Annotated in this window: 13 protein-coding genes and 2 pseudogenes; 8 read left to right on the top strand and 7 right to left on the bottom strand. The window is 69.6% G+C overall.

Annotated features, from left to right (window positions below):
- Window position 1: 1 nt before the first annotated feature.
- The 4 genes from Atro_RS13365 to Atro_RS13350 all read right to left on the bottom strand — a co-directional run bounded on the left by Atro_RS13365 (window position 2) and on the right by Atro_RS13350 (window position 7273).
- Window positions 2-685 carry a TSCPD domain-containing protein gene (locus tag Atro_RS13365; protein WP_497922983.1) on the bottom strand — a complete coding sequence of 228 codons (684 nt, stop codon included), beginning with the start codon at window positions 683-685 and terminating at the stop codon, window positions 2-4.
- A gap of 56 nt (window positions 686-741) precedes the next feature.
- Complete coding sequence (locus Atro_RS13360; protein ID WP_497922981.1) at window positions 742-5316, bottom strand: ribonucleotide reductase barrel domain-containing protein; 4575 nt, start codon at window positions 5314-5316, stop codon at window positions 742-744.
- A gap of 22 nt (window positions 5317-5338) precedes the next feature.
- Window positions 5339-6274 (bottom strand): transglutaminase family protein, encoded by a 936-nt coding sequence (locus tag Atro_RS13355; RefSeq protein WP_497922979.1) that lies wholly within the window; start codon window positions 6272-6274, stop codon window positions 5339-5341.
- A gap of 99 nt (window positions 6275-6373) precedes the next feature.
- Window positions 6374-7273, bottom strand: a complete 900-nt coding sequence (locus Atro_RS13350; protein WP_497922977.1) for a zinc ABC transporter substrate-binding protein — start codon at window positions 7271-7273, stop codon at window positions 6374-6376.
- 62 nt (window positions 7274-7335) lie between these two features.
- Between Atro_RS13350 and Atro_RS13345 the strand changes: the two genes are divergently transcribed.
- The 4 genes from Atro_RS13345 (at window position 7336) to Atro_RS13330 (ending at window position 9844) form a co-directional block, all read left to right on the top strand.
- Window positions 7336-7821: a Fur family transcriptional regulator gene (locus tag Atro_RS13345; protein WP_497922975.1), complete on the top strand. Its 486-nt coding sequence runs from the start codon at window positions 7336-7338 to the stop codon at window positions 7819-7821.
- Entirely contained in the window at window positions 7818-8591 is a 774-nt protein-coding gene (znuC, locus tag Atro_RS13340) for a zinc ABC transporter ATP-binding protein ZnuC (RefSeq protein ID WP_497922973.1), read from the top strand. The genes Atro_RS13345 and znuC overlap by 4 nt, the downstream gene beginning before the upstream one ends.
- On the top strand, window positions 8584-9372 hold the full coding sequence (gene znuB, locus Atro_RS13335) for a zinc ABC transporter permease subunit ZnuB (protein ID WP_497922971.1): 789 nt from the start codon (window positions 8584-8586) through the stop codon (window positions 9370-9372). The genes znuC and znuB overlap by 8 nt, the downstream gene beginning before the upstream one ends.
- 85 nt (window positions 9373-9457) lie before the next feature.
- The gene (locus Atro_RS13330; RefSeq protein ID WP_497922969.1) at window positions 9458-9844 is read left to right on the top strand and encodes a hypothetical protein; all 387 of its coding nucleotides are present in this window, start codon (window positions 9458-9460) and stop codon (window positions 9842-9844) included.
- Between the two features lie 57 nt (window positions 9845-9901).
- On the opposite strand, the gene Atro_RS13325 is transcribed toward Atro_RS13330, so the two are convergent.
- A complete protein-coding gene (locus Atro_RS13325; RefSeq protein ID WP_497922967.1) occupies window positions 9902-11614 on the bottom strand; it encodes a bifunctional metallophosphatase/5'-nucleotidase in 1713 nt (570 codons plus the stop codon).
- Between the two features lie 62 nt (window positions 11615-11676).
- Window positions 11677-12660: a zinc-dependent alcohol dehydrogenase family protein gene (locus Atro_RS13320; RefSeq protein WP_497922966.1), complete on the bottom strand. Its 984-nt coding sequence runs from the start codon at window positions 12658-12660 to the stop codon at window positions 11677-11679.
- 492 nt (window positions 12661-13152) lie between these two features.
- Between Atro_RS13320 and Atro_RS13315 the strand changes: the two genes are divergently transcribed.
- The 4 genes and pseudogenes from Atro_RS13315 to Atro_RS13300 all read left to right on the top strand — a co-directional run bounded on the left by Atro_RS13315 (window position 13153) and on the right by Atro_RS13300 (window position 18435).
- The gene (locus Atro_RS13315; protein ID WP_497922964.1) at window positions 13153-13863 is read left to right on the top strand and encodes a gluconate 2-dehydrogenase subunit 3 family protein; all 711 of its coding nucleotides are present in this window, start codon (window positions 13153-13155) and stop codon (window positions 13861-13863) included.
- A 2-nt stretch (window positions 13864-13865) separates the two neighbouring features.
- Window positions 13866-15640: pseudogene (locus Atro_RS13310) on the top strand (GMC family oxidoreductase).
- Between the two features lie 11 nt (window positions 15641-15651).
- Window positions 15652-16997 (top strand): annotated as a pseudogene (locus Atro_RS13305) (c-type cytochrome).
- 163 nt (window positions 16998-17160) lie between these two features.
- Window positions 17161-18435 (top strand): OprD family porin, encoded by a 1275-nt coding sequence (locus Atro_RS13300; protein ID WP_497922962.1) that lies wholly within the window; start codon window positions 17161-17163, stop codon window positions 18433-18435.
- 30 nt (window positions 18436-18465) lie between these two features.
- Here the strand turns inward: Atro_RS13300 and Atro_RS13295 are convergent, their stop codons facing one another.
- Window positions 18466-19098 (bottom strand): SCO family protein, encoded by a 633-nt coding sequence (locus Atro_RS13295; protein WP_497922960.1) that lies wholly within the window; start codon window positions 19096-19098, stop codon window positions 18466-18468.
- Between the last annotated feature and the right edge of the window lie 5 nt (window positions 19099-19103).

Raw genomic sequence — 19103 nt, 5'->3', positions numbered from 1 at the left:
CTCACCCGCACTTCGAATGCCCGCAATTCAGGCAGGTCGTGCACCCTTCCAGTTGCACCACCGACTGGGTATGGCACTGCCCGCAGAGTTGCGCGCCGGGCGGAAAGCCTTCGCCGGGCTCCAGGGCGGCGGCGCCCTGGCTGGCTTCGTAGGCGGCGCGCTTTTCGGCCAGGTAGCGGCGCTGGGCCTCGTCCGGCGCGTGGCCGCGCAGCAGGCCGATGGCGATCAGGTGACGCTCCAGCACGGCGCCGATCTCGGCGACGATCGAGGGCATGTAGAGGCCGCCCTTCTTCAGGTAGCCGCCGCGCGGGTCGAACACCGCCTTGAGTTCCTCGACCAGGAAGGTGCAGTCGCCGCCCTTGCGAAATACCGCGGACATGATCCGGGTGAGCGCGACGATCCACTGGAAATGCTCCATGCCCTTGGAGTTGATGAAGATCTCGAAGGGCCGGCGCTGTTCGAAGCGGGTGCCGGCGTTGAGCAGGATGTCGTTGATGGTCACGTAGAGGGCGTGCTCGAACAGCGGCGACTTGATCTTGTAGGTGACGCCGATCAGCACCTCCGGGCGTTCCAGATGCTCGTCGAGCTGCTCGGGCGGCTTGCCGGCCTCGGTTTCCGCGGCGGGCCGCAGGCGCTCGTCGACCACCTGGAAGCTCTTGATGCGCTGCGTGATCCTGACGGTCATGGTGTTCTCCAGCCTCCCCACGGAGGCGCCGCCCCGGCACGGGTGCGGAAACGCCTTCAATACTTGCCGTAATAGCCTTCCTTCAGCGCGTCGAACAGGTTGGCGGCGGTGTTCACCTCGCCGTCGTACTCCACCAGCTCGTTGCCCCGGAGTTCGACTACGCTGCCGTCCTCCAGCTCGAAGCGGTACAGGGTGTTCTCCAGGTCGGCCTCGCGGACCAGCACGCCCTGGAAGGCCGCCGGGTTGAAGCGGAAGGTGGTGCAGCCCTTGAGGCCCTGGCGCCAGGCGTAGCGGTAGATGTCCTTGAACGCCTCGAAGGGGTAGTCGGTGGGCACGTTGGCGGTCTTGGAGATCGACGAGTCCACCCACTTCTGCGCCGCCGCCTGGATGTCCACGTGCTGGGTCGGACCGATGTCGTCGGCGCTGACGAAGTACTCGGGGAGCCGGTGCGCCGGATCGTCGCCGCCCGGCTGCGCCTGCGGGTCGACCAGGGCGCGGTAGGCGAGCAGCTCGTAGCTCAGCACCTCGACCTTTTCCTTGGCCTTGCGCCCGGGGCGGATCAGGTTGCGCGAGTACTGCTGGGCGAAGCTCGGCTCGATGCCGTTGGAAGCGTTGTTGGCCAGGCTCAGGCTGATGGTGCCGGTCGGCGCGATGGAGCTGTGGTGGGTGAAGCGCGCGCCCTGCTCGGCCAGCGCGGCGACCAGTTCGGGGGCGATCTCGGCCAGGCGCTGCATGTAGCGCGAGTAGCGCGCGTGCAGCACGCGGCCGGGCACCCGGTCGCCGACCTGGTAGCCGTCGGCGGCCATTTCCGGGCGCTGGCGGAGCATCTTCGCCGTGACCTCGAAGTCCTGCGCCAAGAGCGGCGCCGGGCCCTTCTCCCTGGCCAGCTCCAGCGCCACCTGCCAGCCGGCCAGCGCCAGCTCGCGGGCCACCTGCTCGGTGAGCGCGCAGGACTCGGGGCTGCCGTAGCGCAGCCGGAGCATCGCCAGCGCCGAGCCGAGGCCGAGAAAGCCCATGCCATGGCGGCGCTTGTCGAGGATCTCGCGGCGCTGCGCCGCCAGCGGCAGGTTGTTGATCTCCACCACGTTGTCCAGGAGGCGGGTGAAGATGCGCACCACCTGGCGGAAGCGTTCCCAGTCGAAGCGCGCCCTGACCGTGAACGGATGCTCGACGAACCGGGTGAGGTTGACCGAGCCGAGCAGGCAGGCGCCGTAGGGCGGCAGCGGTTGTTCGCCGCACTGTCCGGTTACCAGGCCGTTGAAGATCACCGCGTTGCCATCGGGCTGGGTGGTGTCGTAGACCGGCTCGATGCCGGCGCACTCGATGGCGGCGATCGGCGAGCTGAAGCGCTGGGTCTTGCGCAGCGGCCGGCCCTGCGCCCAGGTGCGGTAGCGTTCGGTCTTGTTCGGCAGCAGAAAGCCGATCTCGGCCATGAAGCGCTCGCGCGACTCGCCGTCGACGATCAGCTCGAAGTCGGCCTGACAGGCGTATTCCCGTTGTCCGCCACGACCGTCCGGCAAGCGGCGCCGGCTGGCGGCCCGCCGCTGGCGGACGCAGCAGTAGATGCCGAAGTTGGCCAGCAGTTGCTGGGCCTCCTTGAGCAGCACCTCGCAGCTGGAGGCCAGGCGTATCGAGCAGCTCTGCCGAGCACTGGAAACATTGACTGTGCCGTCGCACTGAAACAGCGCCCGCAGGTAGCCGCGCACGCAGGCCTCGCTGCCGCGCCAGACCACCTCGGGCACGCGCAGCTTGGTCGCCGCAGTGAAGCCGTAATGCTCCAGCAGGTGCGCCAGCAGGTTCGAGCGGACGAACACCTGATTGCGCTGGGGAACGGCGATGGCCGACACCCGGCGACGGCCGCCGAGACTGGCGGTCAGCGCATTCACCCAGGCCGCCACCGGCTCGCCGAGCGCCCGCTCCTCGCCCCACAGGCTGACGATGGCGGCCCGCTGGCCCTTGCCGCGCTGGGTGAAGTGCCCGTTGCCGGCGATCAGGCCGAGCAGGATGCCCAGTTCCTCGCTGCCTTCCTGCCCGAACAGGCCCTTGCCGGACTGGATCAGCAGCCGGTCGCCGACCTTGAGGTCGCGCAGTTTCAGCTTGCCGCGCTCGGTATAGAAGTCGTGCCATTCGGTGGCCCGGATCGCGTAGCCGTCCGCGGTGACCACCCGCCAGACCGGGGCGCAGCCAGCGCTGAGGAAGGCCGGCCTGGCCGGGCGGCAGGTGACGCCGCGGGCGTTCTCGGCCAGGCAGCGGCGGTCCACGGCCACCTCCAGCGCGACGCCGCGGCGCTCGAGTTCGGCGATGGGCACCAGGCCGTACTGCGTCGCCAGCCGGGTCTCGCCGGTCACGCACGGGTTGGTCGCCCGTATCTCCTCGCACCACCAGTTGTTGTTCATCTGATTGACCCGGTCGACGAGGATGAAGCCGGGTTCCGCGAAGTCGTAGGTGGAGGCCATCAGCATGTCCCACAGGTGGCGGGCGCGGACCTTGCCGTAGACCCTGCAGGCCACCTTGCCGTCGTCGCGCACGCGGTAGTCCTCGTGGGTCGGCCAGTCGCGCCACAGGACCTGTTGCGGGTCGTCGAAGTCCAGCGCCTCGGCCTCGCGGGGGTGCGCCGGGAACACCAGCGGCCACTCGGCGTCGCTCTCCACCGCCTGCATGAATTCGTCGGTGATCAAGAGGCTCAGGTTGAACTGGCGCAGGCGGCCGTCCTCGCGCTTGGCGCAGATGAACTCGCGCACATCCGGGTGGGCCACGTCGAAGGTGGCCATCTGCGCGCCGCGCCGCCCGCCCGCCGAGCTGACCGTGAAACACATCTTGTCGAAGATATCCATGAACGACAGCGGCCCGCTGGTGTGCGCCCCGGCGCCGGAGACGAAGGCGCCGCGCGGGCGCAGGGTGGAGAATTCGTAGCCGATGCCGCAGTTGTGGATGACCATCAGGCCGTTCTCGCCGGCCAGATAGTTGTGGTGCTTTTCAACGGTGAAGTCGTAGAAGGTTTCGCCGATGTCCAGGTTGTGGCGAACGGCGCTCACCGGGCGCAAGGTGCGGGCGAAGTCGATGAGTGCGCGCAGGTGCGGAAAGCGCAGGCTCCAGCGATCGAGCCAGATGCGGCTGATGGCACCCTTGCGGTGGTAGCCGTGATAGAAGCCGAGCGCCTGCCGCTCGCGATGGCCAAGGCATTCCGCTTCCGCGCTCAGCGCCTGGGCGAGCCGGGCGGGCAGGCAGTAGTGGTCGTATTGCCCCGACTGGCTGGCATGTTCGGCGATACGCCTGCGCTTGCCGCTGTCGGCCATGAACTCGGCCACCCTGGCGAGAAAGGTCGAATCGCTGATCTTCAGCATGGCACCGCCGCCGTCGCGAATGAGATTGCCGTCGTAGAGGTGTTCACGCGGCTTGCGCAGCCTGATGCAGGCCTGTACGCCGAACAGCCCCAGCAGGCCTTTCAATTGTTCGGCAAAGGCAGGGCTCTGCATGGCGATGATCACGCTGCCGTGCTCGGTGCCGACCGTTCCGTCGGTATCGATCAGGCCGGCGAGGAACGGCAGGAAATGTCGTTCGGGATGGACCGACACCCAGGCCGGTACGCGCAGGGCGGCACTTTTCCTGCCGATCTTGCCGTCGATCAGCGCGACGGCCTTGCCGGCCTCGAAGCTGGCCACGGTATAACACCAGACCGGGGTCCCCTTCGGCGTGGCCGTGGCCACGACCTTGGCTCGCGAGCCGCAGAAGGTCTGGAAGAAAGCGGCATAGCGCTCGATCACCTCGCGCTCCGCGGCCAGTATCTTGAAAATCAGGCGGCGGCCAGCGCTCCGGGCCTTCTCCAACCATGCCCGACGGTTTTCCCGGTAGTGGAAGCGCTTTTCATGAGCCCAGCCGTCGCCCAGATGAGCGCCCGCGAACCAGGCGTGCAGCGCATGGCTGCGGTCGGCCTCCCAGGCGAAGCGGTGGTGAACCAGGGCATCGCCCGCACGGACCTCGTCGGCTCGCACGTAGCTCAGCCGATCATTGCGGTAGACCAGGACCGGATGCCGGACGGAGGTCTTGAGGTGAACCCCGTTCGAGACGATTTCGATTTGCTCCGAAGGTGCTACCCGGGTGATCAGGTGCCGTTCGACGGGGCGCATCTCGAAGCGCCCGACAGCGCGGTCGTAGCAGAGCATGCGGGCATGGCGCTCTTCGGCGGCACGCCGGGCCGACACCACGCCGTGCTCGGTGACGACCCAGGTGTCCGGGGCAACGCAACCGGCCTTCAGCGTCAGCCCGGCCTCCCGGACCTTGGCGAGGATGTCGTCCATGGCGTCGTGGACGATGCCGGAGACGGTGCAGTTGATCGTCGAGGTGGCCGGCTTGCGGCCTTGGGCGCCGGCGTTGGCGACGATCCGCCCGGCGGGGATGGCGCCGTTGCGCAGGGCCCAGAGGAACTGTCCGTACCAGTGCTCGCGAAGGTCTTCGGCCTCGATGTCGGCGAGGGCGCGGGCGACCCGCTGCCAGGTGGCGTCGAGGTCGGCGTCGACCGGCGTGCCGTCCGGCTCGACCAGCCGGTACTTCTGCGCCCAGATGTCTTCGGCAGCGGCTTGCAGGGGAATGCCGTCCAGGCCCTGCGCCAGGGGTTCGCCGTGCTTCGCCATGCTCGGCCTCGCGGGGATTCCCTTATTTTTTCGCCGGTTTCACGTCCTTGAGCTCGGGCGGTTCGGCTTTCTCCAGCTCCTGCGCCTGCGCTTCGGACAGCGGCTCGCGGGTCACCCAGACGCCCACTTCGAGCCGCCCCGCGCCCAGCGGGCCGACGAAGGAGCCGGCCACCGGCGGCACCGATTCGGGCAGGTGCGCCATGGCCACGGCGATGTAGTTGGTGCCCACCACTTCCCCGTGGGTCGGGTCGAAGCCCTTCCAGCCGGCGCCCGGCAGGTAGACCTCGGCCCAGGCGTGGGTCGAGCCGCCCTGCAGGCCGTCCGGCTCGACATGCAGGTAGCCGCTGACGAAGCGCGCCGGCAGGCCGAGCAGCCGGGCCGCCTCCATGAACAGGTTGGCGAAGTCGCGGCACGAGCCTGTGCCCAGCGCGAGCGTTTCCACCGCGCCCTGCACGCCGGGCTCCTCGCGCATCTGGTAGGTCAGCGCCTTGGGGATGTGCTCGTTGATCCGCTGCAGCAGGGCGTAGGTCTGGATCGGCTCGCCGGGCTGCCAGATCTGGCCGAGCCACTCGGTGAGCTGGTCGCTGCCGGTGTGTTCGGCGGAATTCATGTAGGGCGAGAGCACCAGCCGGTCCTCAGGCTTGTAGACGAACGGGTAGTTCACCGCATAGTCGGCGACCATGAAGTCCAGCGGCGACTCGTTGTACTGCTGGATGACGATCTCGCTCTCGATGGTCAGCTGCTCGGTGGGCTCCTCGAAGGTGACGATGGCCACCGAATTGTCCTCCACGTCGCGGTACCAGCTCAGGCTGGCCGGGGTGGGCGCGATGTCCAGCTTCGAGGACTCGATGCGCAGCTCGTGGCCCTCGCGCGGGCGCAGCAGTAGCGAGTGCGGCCCCAGTTCGACGGGCGCGGTGAAGCCGTAATGGGTGCGATGAACGATCTTGTAGCGCTGCATGTCCCCCTCCTTTTCGCCGCGGGCGGCGGCCTGCCATTCTGAGTGGGACTGCCGGGGGGCGTCGCGGTTCCGGTGCTGCGACCGGCACGGCGCGAACGGCTACAGCGTCTCCAGGCAGCCGGCCAGCCCTTCGCCGAGACGCTCGAGCAGCTGCTCGTAGCCCTGCGGCCCGACCGCCACGCCGCTGCCCAGCGGATCGAGTTCGGCCAGGCGTACCGGCAGGCCGGCGCTCAGGGTCTGCGCCAGGCGCGGCTGCAGCGGCGGTTCGCTGAACACGCAGGTCGGCCCGGCGTCCTGCAGGCGCTGGCGCATCTGGGCGACCTGGCGGGCACCGGGCTGCACGTCCGGGGAAACGCTGAACACCCCGGCATGGGCGAGACCGTAGGCGGCCTCGAAGTAGTCGTAGGCTTCGTGGAAGACGAAGTAGGGCTTGCCGGCGAGCTTTTCCAGACGTGCCCTGAGGCGCCGGTCGAGCTCGTCCAGGCGCGTCTCGAAGGCCGCCAGGTTGGCCTGGTAGCGCGCGGCGTTGGCCGGGTCGGCGGCGGCCAGGTCGCTCGCCATCCGCGCGGCGATCAGCCGGGCGTTGGCCGGCAGCAGCCAGAGGTGGGCGTCCAGGCTGCCGGGGCGGTGGGCGTGATCGTGTTCGTCCTGGCCGGCCGCCGGCTCGCTGGCGAAATGGCGCAGCTGCAGGCCGGGCAGCGCCTGCACGGCCAGGCTCGGCTGGCTGCGCCCGTCCAGCACCTTGGGCAGGAAGCCTTCCAGGTCCGGGCCGATCCAGTAGAACAGCGTCGCCTCGCGCAGCGCGCGCACGTCGGAGGGCCGCAGCGCGTAGTGGTGCGGCGAGGCGCCGGGCGGCAGCAATGCTTCGGGGCTGCCGGCACCGTCCTGTACGGCGGCGGCGATCAGCTGCAGGGGTTTGACGCTGGTCAGCAGGCGCACTTCGGCCGCTGCCGAGGCCATGCAGCCGGCGAACAGCAGGGCGACGAGTGGACGGAACATGGCGGGCGATCCCCCAAGTCTAAAATGTAATAGAATAACGTCCCCATAACCGGACGTCGCCCATGACCACTCCGCCGCTGGCCTGTCAGCCCCACGACCATCGTCACTGCATCGAGCAGGCCCTGGCCGAGGCCGAAACGCTCTGCACCCGTCACGGTCTGCGCCTGACCGCCCTGCGCCGGCGCGTGCTGGAGCTGGTCTGGCAGAGCCACCGGCCGCTCGGCGCCTACGACATCCTCGCCGTGCTGAGCGAGCAGGACGGCCGCCGCGCGGCGCCGCCGACCGTCTACCGGGCGCTGGACTTCCTCCTCGAGCACGGTCTGGTGCACCGCATCGCCTCGCTCAACGCCTTCGTCGGCTGCGACCACCCGGCTCACGCCCACCAGGGTCAGTTCTTCATCTGCCGGCAGTGCCACGCGGCCATCGAGCTGGAGCGCTCGACGATCAGCGACAGCATCCTCGACAGCGCCCGGGGCCTGGGTTTCCGCGTCGAGGGACAGACCGTGGAAGTGGTCGGCCTCTGCGCCCGCTGCCAGGGCGCGCCATGAGCGACAGCCTGATCCGCCTCGACGGCGTGCGCGTCGCCTTCGCCGGCCGGGACATGCTGCGCGACGTGCACCTGTGCGTGCAGCCCGGCGAGATCGTCACCCTGATCGGCCCCAACGGCGCCGGCAAGACCACCCTGGTGCGCGTCGTGCTCGGCCTGCTGAAGCCCGACGCCGGCACGCTCTGGCGCCGCCCGCAGCTGCGCATCGGCTACATGCCGCAGAAGCTGCAGGTCAATCCCAGCCTGCCGCTGACGGTGCTGCGCTTTTTGCGCCTGGTGCCCGGCGTCGACCGCGCCGCCGCGCTGGCCGCGCTCCTCGAGGTGGGCGCGGCGCAGGTCGTCGACAGCCCGCTGCAGAGCATCTCCGGCGGCGAGCTGCAGCGCGTGCTGCTGGCCCGCGCGCTGCTGCGCGAGCCCGAGCTGCTGGTCCTCGACGAGCCGGTGCAGGGCGTCGACGTGGCCGGCCAGGCCGAGCTGTACCGGCTGATCACCCGGCTGCGCGAGCGCCACGGCTGCGGCGTGCTGATGGTTTCCCACGACCTCAACGTGGTGATGAGCACCACCGACCAGGTGGTCTGCCTGAACCACCACATCTGCTGCTCCGGAAGGCCCGAGCAGGTCAGCGGCGACCCGGCCTTCGTCGCCCTGTTCGGCCAGGCGGCGCGCAGCCTGGCGCTCTACCAGCACCATCACGACCACGCCCACGACCTGCACGGCGGCGTGGTGCTGAAGAAACCCCACGTACACGGTCCCGACTGCAACCATGGCTGATTTTTTGCTCAACGCCCTGCTCGCCGGGCTGGCCCTGGCGCTGGTCGCCGGGCCGCTCGGCTCCTTCGTGGTCTGGCGGCGCATGGCCTACTTCGGCGACACCCTGTCGCACGCCGCGCTGCTCGGCGTGGCCGTCGGCCTGCTGCTCGACGTCAGCCCGACCCTGGCGGTGATCGCCGGCTGCCTGCTGCTCGCCGTGCTGCTGGTAGCCCTGCAGCAGCGCCAGGCGCTGGCCTCGGACACCCTGCTCGGCATCCTCGCGCCGAGCACCCTGTCGCTCGGCCTGGTGGTGCTGAGCTTCATGGACGACGTGCGCATCGACCTGATGAGCTACCTGTTCGGCGACCTGCTGGCAGTCGGCCCGGCCGATCTGGCCTGGATTCTCGGCGGCAGCTCGGCGGTCCTGCTGCTGCTGGTGCCGCTGTGGCGGCCGCTCCTGGCGATCACCGTGCACGAGGAGCTGGCGCGGGTGGAGGGCTTGCCGGTGGCCGGCATCCGCCTGGCGCTGATGCTGCTGATCGCCCTGGTGATCGCGGTGGCGATGAAGATCGTCGGCGTGCTGCTGATCACTTCGCTGCTGATCATCCCCGCTGCGGCGGCCCAGCGCCACGCCCGCAGCCCCGAGCAGATGGCCGCCGGCGCCAGTGTCCTGGGGGTGGTCGCGGTCTGCGCCGGCCTGTCGCTGTCGTGGTTCCAGGACACCCCGGCCGGGCCGTCGATCGTGGTTTCCGCGGCCGCGCTGTTCCTCGCCAGCCTCGCCCTGCCGCGGCGCGCCGGCTGAACTTCGCGGCCTTGGTAGGGTCTGCTTCCTGATGTGCCGGCGGCAGGTGTAGAGTGGGCGGGAAAAATGGCCAGAGAACCCTGTCATGCCCGCGCCGCTCCTTCGCTACCTTGCCCCGCTGTTGCTGCCGCTCGTGCTTGCCGCTTGCCAGCGTGGGACGACGGAGCCCGCCGACACCGCGCCGCCGCCGCAGCCGCCGAGTCTCAGCCAGGAGTTCGAGCGGCAGCTGGGCGCAGGCGACCTGCCCGCCGCCACCGCCAGCTTCAAGCGCCTGCAGGCCGAGCAGCCCGGCCCTGCCGTGGAGACCTACCAGCGGCGCCTGTCCGAAGCCTGGCTGAAGCGCGGCGAACAGGCCATCGAGCGCGGCGACATGAGTGGCGCCGCCACTGCCTTGGGCAATGCCCGCGCCTTGATGCCCAAGGCCCCGTCGCTGAACCTGCCGCGCCAGAACGGCGCCAGCGGCAAGCCCTGACGCAGGACCCCGTGCCGGCCCGTGCTTCAGGCGGGCCGGCGCAAGCATCAGTCCCCCCTACCGCCCCGTAGCGACGGCCGTGCCGACCTTGTCGATGCGCCGGGCCGACTCGCCGCGCCCGGCCGGCTCGCCGCTGCGGTCGCGCGCCTGGAGGTAGTCGATCAGCGCCTGCCGATCCTTGATCGAGGTGTCCAGCCGCTCCGTGGCGCGGGTCAGCGCCTCGAAATGATCGCCGCCGTCGGCCAGGAAGGCATTCACCGTGATGCGGTACGGCGCGGAATCGCGAACCGGCCGGCCGTCGATCCGCAGGCTGCCGGGCAGCACGCGCTGGCCGGGGGGACGCGCGGCGTCCCAGCGGTAGCTCAGCGAGGCGGATACCTGCAAGGGACGGAATTCGCCGCCGTGCCACTGCTGCTCGAGCAGCTCGCGCAGCTGGGCGCCGCGCAGCGTCAGCACGACCAGAGGGTTGTCGAACGGCTGTGCCGTGACCAGTTGGCTGAAGCTGACCCGGCTCTGGCCCGGCCCCAGCGCCAGCTCGCCGCGAATGCCGCCCGGGTTGGTCAGCGCCGCCCGGGCGCCCAGGTGCCGGGTGGCCGCCAGCTGCGCATCGGCGATGAGATCGCCCATGGGCGACTCGCCGGCGGCGTCGAACGTGCGGGGCACGCGCCTGGCACCCAGGCGGGCCATCGGCCGCGCGAGGATGTCCCGGCCGCGTTGCTCGACCGCCTGCTTCAGCGCCGTCACCTCGGCGCTGCCCGGGTAACGCTGCGGATCGACCAGCAGATTGCGCGCCTCCACTCCGAGCAGCTGCCGGCTGGCCGGGTCGATGCGCAGGGTCAGGTGGGTGAGCAGGTGGCCATAGGAGGCCGCCTGGGTCACCGGCAGGCCGTCGACCCGGCAGAGATAGCCCTGATGGGTATGGGCGCTGATCAGCAGATCGACCCGCGGATCGAGCCGCCGGGCCACTTCGACGATGTCGCCGCGCAGGTCGGCGCAGTCCGGCCGGTCGAAGGCTTCGGCCGTGTGCCCGCCGCTGTGCACCACGGCGACGATGGCCGCGACGCCCTGCCGCTCGAGCGCGGGAATCTGCGCGTTGATCGCCTCGGCCTCGTCCAGGGTGTGCAGCCCTTGCATGCTGCTGCGGCGAACCAGGGAGGCCAGGTCGGCGGTCACCGCACCGACGAAGGCGATCTTCAGGCCGCGCACCTCCTCGATGCGGTAGGGGGCGAACAGCGGTTGGCCGCTGGCGCTGTCGATCAGGTTGGCGGCGATGTAGGAAAAGCGCGTGCCGCGATGTTCGCCATCGAAGCGGCAGGCCCTGTCCGGACGCGGCGAGGCGCAGCCGCCGTGGACCTGCCGCAGCAGCTCCTGCCGGCCGTTGTCCAGCTCGTGGTTGCCGACCGCGGAGACATCCAGGCCCATGAGGTCCAGTGCCTGCAGGGTCGGCTCGTCGGCCCACAGGTCGGAGACCGGCGGGCTGCCGCCGATCAGATCGCCAGCGCCGACGAACAGCAGCTCCGGGTCCTGGCGGCGCAGCTCGGCGAGCAGGCCGCTCAGGGCATCGATGCCGCCGGCCTCGCGGGTGGTTTCGCCGCCGGCCGGCTGCGGGTAGCGGAAGGGGCCGCTCTGGAGATGGCCGTGCAGGTCGTTGATCACCGCCAGATTGACTTCGAGCGGCGCCGCGGCGGGCGCGGGGAGCTGGCTGCAGCCGCCGAGGGCCAGGGCGAGCGGCAGGCCGACGGCGCGGACGAGGGAAAGGGAGATCGGCATGCCTTGGACTCGCGGACGGTGTCGCCGCAGTATGCCTGGGCTTGGTTCGCTTCGCCTGCCGCTCAGGGCACCAGCACCGCCGCGCCCTGGAAACGCCCGTGGCGCAGGTCGTCCAGTGCCCGGTTGGCATCCTCCAGGGCGTAGCGGTGGGTTTCCGTGCGGATGCCGGCCTGCGCGGCGACGGCGAAGAAGTCGAGGCCGTCCCGGCGAGTCAGGTTGGCCACCGAGATCACCTCGCGCTCCTCCCAGAGGATGTCGTAGGGAAAGCTCGGGATGTCGCTCATGTGGATGCCGGCGCAGACCACCCGGCCGCCCTTGCGCAGCGCGCGCAGGGCGGCGGGCACCAGCTCGCCGGCCGGCGCGTAGAGGATCGCCGCATCCAGCGGCTCGGGCGGCAACTGGTCCGAGCCGCCGGCCCAGACTGCGCCGAGCGCGCGGGCGAAATCCTGGGCGGCGGTATCGCCCGGCCGGCTGAAGGCGTACACCGCGCGGCCCTGCCAGCGCGCCACCTGCATGACGATGTGCGCCGCGGCGCCGAAGCCGTAGAGGCCCAAGCGCCGGGCCGGGCCGGCCTTGACCAGCGAGCGCCAGCCGATCAGCCCGGCGCAGAGCAAGGGCGCCAGGGCCACGTCATCGCCGTCCTCGCCCAGGGCGAAGGCGAAGCGGGCGTCGGCCATCACCTGCTCGGCGTAGCCGCCGGGGCGGGTGTAGCCGGTGAGCTGCGGCGCGTCGCAGAGGTTTTCCGCCTCGTGCCGGCAGTACCAGCACTGCCCGCAGGTGTGCCCCAGCCAGGGAATGCCGACCCGCTGGCCGAGCGCGAAGCCCTCGACGCCCGGGCCGAGGGCGTCCACCCGGCCGACGATCTCATGGCCGGGAATGACCGGCGGGCGCACCGCCGGCAGCTCGCCATCGACCACGTGCAGGTCGGTGCGGCACACCCCGCAGGCGCCGACCCGCACGCGCAGCTCGCCCGGTCCCGGCTGCGGGGCGGGCAGCTCGCGCAGCACCAGGGGTTGGCCGACCGCTTCGAGCACCATGGCGCGCATCCGCGATCTCCTTCTTGCTGTGGGTTCCCCTCAGCATAGGGATATCGACAGGCCGCGTGGCAGCGCTATTCACCGAGGCGGTGCTCCGAAGGGCGCATTTCCGACGATTTTTTCAAAGATAGCGCTATCTTTGCGACGTTTTTTATTGTTCAATGAAACCGGTTTCAATCCTGGAAGAAGCCTCCGCCGCTAAGAAGAGGCCCAGATCCACGCACGATCCCCCCTGTTCGTCCACGGCCGGAGCCTTCTCGGCGACGCGGCCGGCGCCATGACTCGCTCCCATACGGCCCTTCTGGAACGTCCGCCTTCGCTTCCGCCTGCCGGTGGTCTTGCAGCGGGAATCTCAGGGCGCGTCATCGGAAAAAGCCCGTACGCGGCCGGCAGGCCCTTTCCTGGCTGAAACCTTTCGTCATGCAGGGACGCGCGACAAGTTCGTTCAACTCGACCAGTCCAGACCGCGACTGGGATGTACCGCGAGCAATGAGGTGTCCCATGCCCGACGACAAGGCCTTCAATGGCCGACGCGACTTCCTGCGTAAAACCCTGGCGGTGATTCCGGCGATCACCGTGGCCGGCTACGGCGTAGCGACGACGGTCGCCAGCCAGGCCGCCCCCACCCTGCAGAATCCCTACCGGCCGCGCTTTTTCACGGCGGCCGAGTGGGCCTTCGTCAATGCCGCCGTGGCCCGCCTGATCCCCAGCGACGCCAACGGCCCCGGCGCAGTCGAGGCCGGCGTGCCGGAGTTCATCGACCGCCAGCTGGAAACCGCCTACGGCCACGGCAACCTCTGGTACATGCAGGCGCCCTTCGCCGCCGACGCCGCGCCGGAGTTCGGCCACCAGCTGAAGCTGGTGCCGCGCGACATCTACCGCATCGGCATCGCCGCGCTGGATCGCTGGTGCCAGAGCCAGCACGGCAAGGCCTTCGCCGAGCTGGAGCCGGCCGCCCAGGACGACCTGCTGCACCAGCTGGAAGGCGGCCGGATCGATCTGCAGGACCTGCCGTCCGCCCTGCTGTTCGGCCAGCTCTGGCAGAACACCCGCGAGGGCTTCTTCGCCGACCCGATCCACGGCGGCAACCGCGGCCTGGCCGGCTGGAAGCTGGTGGGCTTCCCCGGCGCCCGCGCCGACTTCATGGACTGGGTGGACCGCAACGAGAAATATCCCTTCCCGCCGGTTTCGATTTCCGGAGAACGAGGCTGAACATGGCAACGACACTCAAACCCGTGAACGCCGTGGTGGTCGGCTTCGGCTGGGCCGGCTCGATCCTCGCCAAGGAGCTGACCGAGGCGGGCCTGCAGGTGGTCGCCCTGGAGCGCGGCCCGCACCAGGACACCTATCCCGACGGCGCCTACCCCAACACCCTCGACGAGCTGACCTACAACAGCCGCGGCAAGCTGTTCCAAGATCTGTCGAAGAGCACCGTGACCATCCGCCACGGCATCGACGGCACCGCGCTGCCCTACCGCCAGCTCTCCGCCTTCCTGCCCGGCAACGGCGTCGGCGGCGCCGGCCTTCACTGGTCCGGCGTGCATTTCCGGATCATGCCCGAGGAGCTGCGCCTGCGCAGTCACTACGAGGAGCGCTACGGCAAGGGCTTCATCCCCGAGGGCATGACCATCCAGGACTACGGCGTCAGCTACGAGGAACTGGAGCCGCACTTCGATTTCGCCGAGAAGGTCTTCGGCACCTCCGGCAGCGCCTACAAGGTCAAGGGCCAGGTGGTCGGCGACGGCAACCCCTTCGCCCCGGACCGCTCCGACAACTTCCCGCTGCCCGCGCTGAAGGACGTCCACTCCGCCCACCTGTTCCGCAAGGCGGCCGAGGAAGTCGGCATGCATCCCTACGCCATGCCCGCGGCCAACGCCTCCGGCCCTGGACCAACCCCTACGGCGTGCAGATGGGGCCGTGCAACTTCTGCGGCTTCTGCAGCGGCTACGCCTGCTACATGTACTCCAAGGCCTCGCCGAACCTGAACATCCTGCCGGCGCTGAAGCAGAGCGAGCTGTTCGAGCTGCGCGCCAACAGCAACGTGCTCCGGGTCAATCTGGACAGCGACGGCAAGCGCGCCACCGGCGTCACCTACGTCGACGCCCAGGGCCGCGAGATCGTCCAGCCGGCCGACCTGGTGATCGTCAGCGCCTTCCAGTTCCACAACGTGCACCTGATGCTGCTGTCCGGGATCGGCAAGCCGTACGACCCGCGCACCGGCGAAGGCGTGGTGGGCAAGAACTTCGCCTACCAGAACATGGCCACCATCAAGGCCTTCTTCGACCGCGACGTGCACACCAACCCCTTCATCGGCACCGGCGGCGGCGGCGTGGCGGTGGACGACTTCAACGCCGACAACTTCGACCACGGCCCGCTGGGCTTTGTCGGCGGCTCGCCGTTCTGGGTCAACCAGGCCGGCAGCAAGCCGATCCGCGGCCTGGCCCTGCCGCCTGGCGCGCCGACCTGGGGCAGCGGCTGGAAGCAGGCGGCGAAGGACGCCTACACCCACACCCTGTCGATGGATGCCCACGGCAGCAACATGAGTTACCGCGACAACTACTTGGACCTCGACCCCACCTACAAGGACGCCTACGGCCAGCCGCTGCTGCGCATGACCTTCGACTGGAAGGAAAACGAATACAAGATGACGCGCTACGTCACCGAGCAGATGCGCAAGATCGCCGACGCGATGAGTCCCAAGGCCGTCGCCGTCCATGTCAAGAACTTCGGCGACCACTTCAACACCCGTGCCTACCAGACCACCCACCTGCTCGGCGGCGCGATCATGGGCAGCGACCCGAAGACCAGCGCCGTCAACCGCTACCTGCAGAGCTGGGACGTGCACAACGTCTTTGTCATCGGCGCTTCCGCGTTCCCCCAGGGCACCGGCTACAACCCCACCGGCCTGGTGGCGGCGCTGGCCTACTGGTCGGCCAAGGCGATCCGCGAGCAGTACCTGAAGAACCCCGGCCCGCTGGTCCAGGCGTGAGGAGCGCGACGATGAAACTGACCCCCTACCTGTTCGGCCTGTCGGCCCTGTTCGCGCTCGGCGCCGCGGCTGCCGAAACGGCCGACCCGGAGCTGCTGAAGAAAGGCGAATACCTGGCCCGCGCCGGCGACTGCGTGGCCTGCCACACCGCCAAGGGCGGCCAGCCGTTCGCCGGCGGCCTGCCGATGGAAACGCCGATCGGCACCCTGTTCTCCACCAACATCACCCCGGACCGGGAAACCGGCATCGGCGACTACAGCTTCGAGGACTTCGACTTGGCGGTACGCCACGGCATCGCCAAGCAGGGCTATACCCTCTATCCGGCCATGCCCTATCCGTCCTACGCGCGGGTCACCGAGCCGGACATGCGCGCGCTCTACGCCTACTTCATGCAGGGCGTCGCGCCGGTTCAGCAGGCCAACAAAGACAGCGCTATCCCATGGCCGCTGTCGATGCGCCTGCCGCTGACCTTCTGGCGCTGGACCTTCGCGCCCGCGGTGAAGGACTTCGCGCCGGCCGGAGGCCAGGACGCGGCGCCTGCCAAGGGCCAGGACCCACTGCTGGCGCGCGGCGCCTACCTGGTCGACGGGCTCGGCCACTGCGGTGCCTGCCACACCCGCGCGGCATCGGCATGCAGGAGAAGGCCCTGAGCGCCGGCGAGGGGCCGGACTTCCTGGCCGGCAGCGCGCCGCTGGAAGGCTGGATCGCCAAGAGCCTGCGCGGCGACCAGCTGACCGGCATCGGCAGCTGGAGCGAGGCCGAGCTGGTGCAGTTCCTGCGCACCGGACGCACCGACCGCACGGCGGTGTTCGGCGGCATGTCCGAGGTGGTGGTGCACAGCATGCAGTACATGAGCGACGCCGACCTCACCGCCATCGCCCGCTACCTGAAGTCGCTGCCGGCGGCCAACCCCGGCGACAAGGCGTACGCCTACGACGAGAAGGTGAGCAAGGCGCTGTACCACGGCGACGACAGCAAGACCGGCGCCGCGCTCTACATCGACAACTGCGCCGCCTGCCACCGTACCGACGGCCAGGGCTACGCCCGGGTGTTCCCGGCGCTGGCCGGCAACCCGGTGGTCAACGGCGACGATGCCACCTCGCTGATCCACATCGTGCTCAAGGGTGACACCCTGCCAGCCACCCACCAGGCGCCCTCGACCTTCACCATGCCGCCGTTCAGCTGGCGCCTGAACGACCACCAGGTCGCCGACGTGGTGAACTTCATCCGCACCAGTTGGGGTAACCAGGCGCCACCGGTGAGCGCCGAGCAGGTCGGGCACCTGCGCGCGGAGCTCGACGTGCCGGCCCTGGGGCAGATCCCCGATCCCCATACGGCGCTGGCGCCGCAGCACTGAGGCGGCCTCCGGGCGTCCGGCCGGACGCCCGGAGCGCTTCGCGCTCGACCACGGCTCCGGCAGCAACTGCCGGGCCTTTCCTTGCCGCACGACTCATCCGCCGCCGCGGAGGGGAAGGTGCGAATTTTTTTCGTCATCGAACCCGCACTGGAACATCACAACAATGCTGAAGAACAGGAATGACTCCTTGCGCTCCGGCCCCCTCGCTTCCGCGCTGCCCCTGGTTTTCGCCGGCCTGCTTCCCGGCGAACCCGTCCTGGCCGACTTCCTGGAAGACGGCCAGGGCGTCCTGACCCTGCGCAACTTCTACATTCATCGTAATTTCGTCAAAGACAGCGCTACCCGAAGCAAGGCCGAGGAATGGACCCAGAGCTTCATCCTCGACCTGCAGTCCGGCTACACCGAAGGCCCCGTCGGCTTCGGCATCGACGTCCTCGGCCTCTGGTCGGTCAAGCTCGACGGCGGCAAGGGCACCGGCGGCACCCAGCTGCTCCCCGTCGGCAAGGACGGCGACCCGGCCGACCAGTTCGGCCGCCTGGCAGTGGCCGGCAAGCTGCGCTTCTCGAAGACCGAGGTGAAAGCCGGCGAATGGTCGCCCATTCTGCCGATCCTGCGCTCCGACGACGGCCGCTCGCTGCCGCAGACCTTCCAGGGCGGCATGCTCACCTCGAAGGAGATCAGGAACCTGACGGTCTACGGCGGGCGCTTTCGCGGCAACAGCCCGCGCGACGACAGCAGCCTCAACGACATGAGCTGGGTCGGCAACGCCACGGTCACCTCCGACCGCTTCAGCTTCGCCGGCGCCGAATACGCCTTCAACGACAACCGCACCACCGTCGGCGCCTGGTTCGGCCAGCTGGAGGACATCTACAAGCAGCGCTACTTCCAGCTCGTGCACACCCAGCCGCTGGGCAAGGACTGGAGCCTCGGCGCCAATATCGGCTACTTCGACGGCGAGGAGGACGGCAGCGCCCAGGCCGGCGACCTGGACAACACGCTGCTCTCCGGGCTGTTCTCGCTCAAGCACGGCGCGCACGTCTTCTACCTGGGCCTGCAGCGGGTCACCGGCGACGACCGCTGGCTGCGGGTCAACGGCACCAGCGGCGGCACGGCGGCCAACGACAGCTACAACGGCAGCTTCGACAACGCCCGCGAACGCTCCTGGCAGGCGCGCTACGACTACGACTTCGCCACCCTGGGCGTCCCCGGCCTGACCCTGATGACCCGCTACATCAAGGGCACCAACGTGCATGCCGGCACGGTCGACGACGGCGAGGAGTGGAACCGCGAGACCCAGCTCAGCTACGTGGTGCAGAGCGGCCCGGCGAAGAACCTGACCCTGCGCTGGCGGAACTCGACGGTGCGCCGCGACTGGGGGGCGAACAACCGGTTCGACGACAACCGGCTGATCGTCCAGTACCCGCTGTCGCTGTTCTGAAGCGTGGGATTCGCCCGCGGGCGCCGGCCCTCAGGGCTGCTCGACCAGCTGCGGCAGGCGCTCGGCCAGCTTGGCGACGTTCAGCGGGGCGCGGACGAAGCCGCGCTGGGTGCCGTCCGGGCCGAGCAGGGCGAGGTTGCCGCTGTGGTCCACCGTGTAGTTCTCGCGGCCGGTGTCGCCGGGAATGAAGGGGATGCCCAGGGCGTTGGCGAGCTGCTGGATGTTCGCCAGCTCGCCGGTCAGGCCGCGGTAGTCCGGGTCGAAGAAGGCCAGGTACTGCTTGAGCTGCGCCGGGGTGTCGCGCTGCGGGTCGACGCTGACCATCGCCACCTGCAGGCGCTCGCGGGTCGCCTCCGGCAGCCGGTCTTCGAGCTGGCGCAGCTGGGCGAGGGTGGTCGGACAGATGTCCGGGCAGAAGGTGTAGCCGAAGAACACCAGGCTCCACTTGCCGGCGAGGCCGTCGACCCGGAACGGCTGGCCGTCCTGGTCGGTCAGGCTGACCGGCGGCAGCTTGCGGCCCTGCGGCAGCAGGACGATGCCGGCCTCCAGCAACTGTGCCGGATCGGCCGAACGCGGGCTGTTCAGCACCTTGGAGAAGGTCAGACCGATCACTGCGGCAATCACGGCGACGAGGATGAGCACGGTCTTCTGGAGGCGGGTCATAGGGG

Source organism: Azotobacter tropicalis (genome assembly GCF_059739045.1).
Note: the sequence above shows the minus strand (reverse complement) of the source record. Positions and strands in the feature narration are given on the sequence as shown.

Excerpts from the sequence above, each read along its gene's own strand:
- Atro_RS13365 (WP_497922983.1), bottom strand. The coding sequence starts at position 685 with ATGACCGTCAGGATCACGCAGCGCATCAAGAGCTTCCAGGTGGTCGAC.
- Atro_RS13360 (WP_497922981.1), bottom strand. The coding sequence starts at position 5,316 with ATGGCGAAGCACGGCGAACCCCTGGCGCAGGGCCTGGACGGCATTCCC.
- Atro_RS13355 (WP_497922979.1), bottom strand. The coding sequence starts at position 6,274 with ATGCAGCGCTACAAGATCGTTCATCGCACCCATTACGGCTTCACCGCG.
- Atro_RS13350 (WP_497922977.1), bottom strand. The coding sequence starts at position 7,273 with ATGTTCCGTCCACTCGTCGCCCTGCTGTTCGCCGGCTGCATGGCCTCG.
- Atro_RS13345 (WP_497922975.1), top strand. The coding sequence starts at position 7,336 with ATGACCACTCCGCCGCTGGCCTGTCAGCCCCACGACCATCGTCACTGC.
- znuC (WP_497922973.1), top strand. The coding sequence starts at position 7,818 with ATGAGCGACAGCCTGATCCGCCTCGACGGCGTGCGCGTCGCCTTCGCC.
- znuB (WP_497922971.1), top strand. The coding sequence starts at position 8,584 with ATGGCTGATTTTTTGCTCAACGCCCTGCTCGCCGGGCTGGCCCTGGCG.
- Atro_RS13330 (WP_497922969.1), top strand. The coding sequence starts at position 9,458 with ATGCCCGCGCCGCTCCTTCGCTACCTTGCCCCGCTGTTGCTGCCGCTC.
- Atro_RS13325 (WP_497922967.1), bottom strand. The coding sequence starts at position 11,614 with ATGCCGATCTCCCTTTCCCTCGTCCGCGCCGTCGGCCTGCCGCTCGCC.
- Atro_RS13320 (WP_497922966.1), bottom strand. The coding sequence starts at position 12,660 with ATGCGCGCCATGGTGCTCGAAGCGGTCGGCCAACCCCTGGTGCTGCGC.
- Atro_RS13315 (WP_497922964.1), top strand. The coding sequence starts at position 13,153 with ATGCCCGACGACAAGGCCTTCAATGGCCGACGCGACTTCCTGCGTAAA.
- Atro_RS13300 (WP_497922962.1), top strand. The coding sequence starts at position 17,161 with ATGCTGAAGAACAGGAATGACTCCTTGCGCTCCGGCCCCCTCGCTTCC.
- Atro_RS13295 (WP_497922960.1), bottom strand. The coding sequence starts at position 19,098 with ATGACCCGCCTCCAGAAGACCGTGCTCATCCTCGTCGCCGTGATTGCC.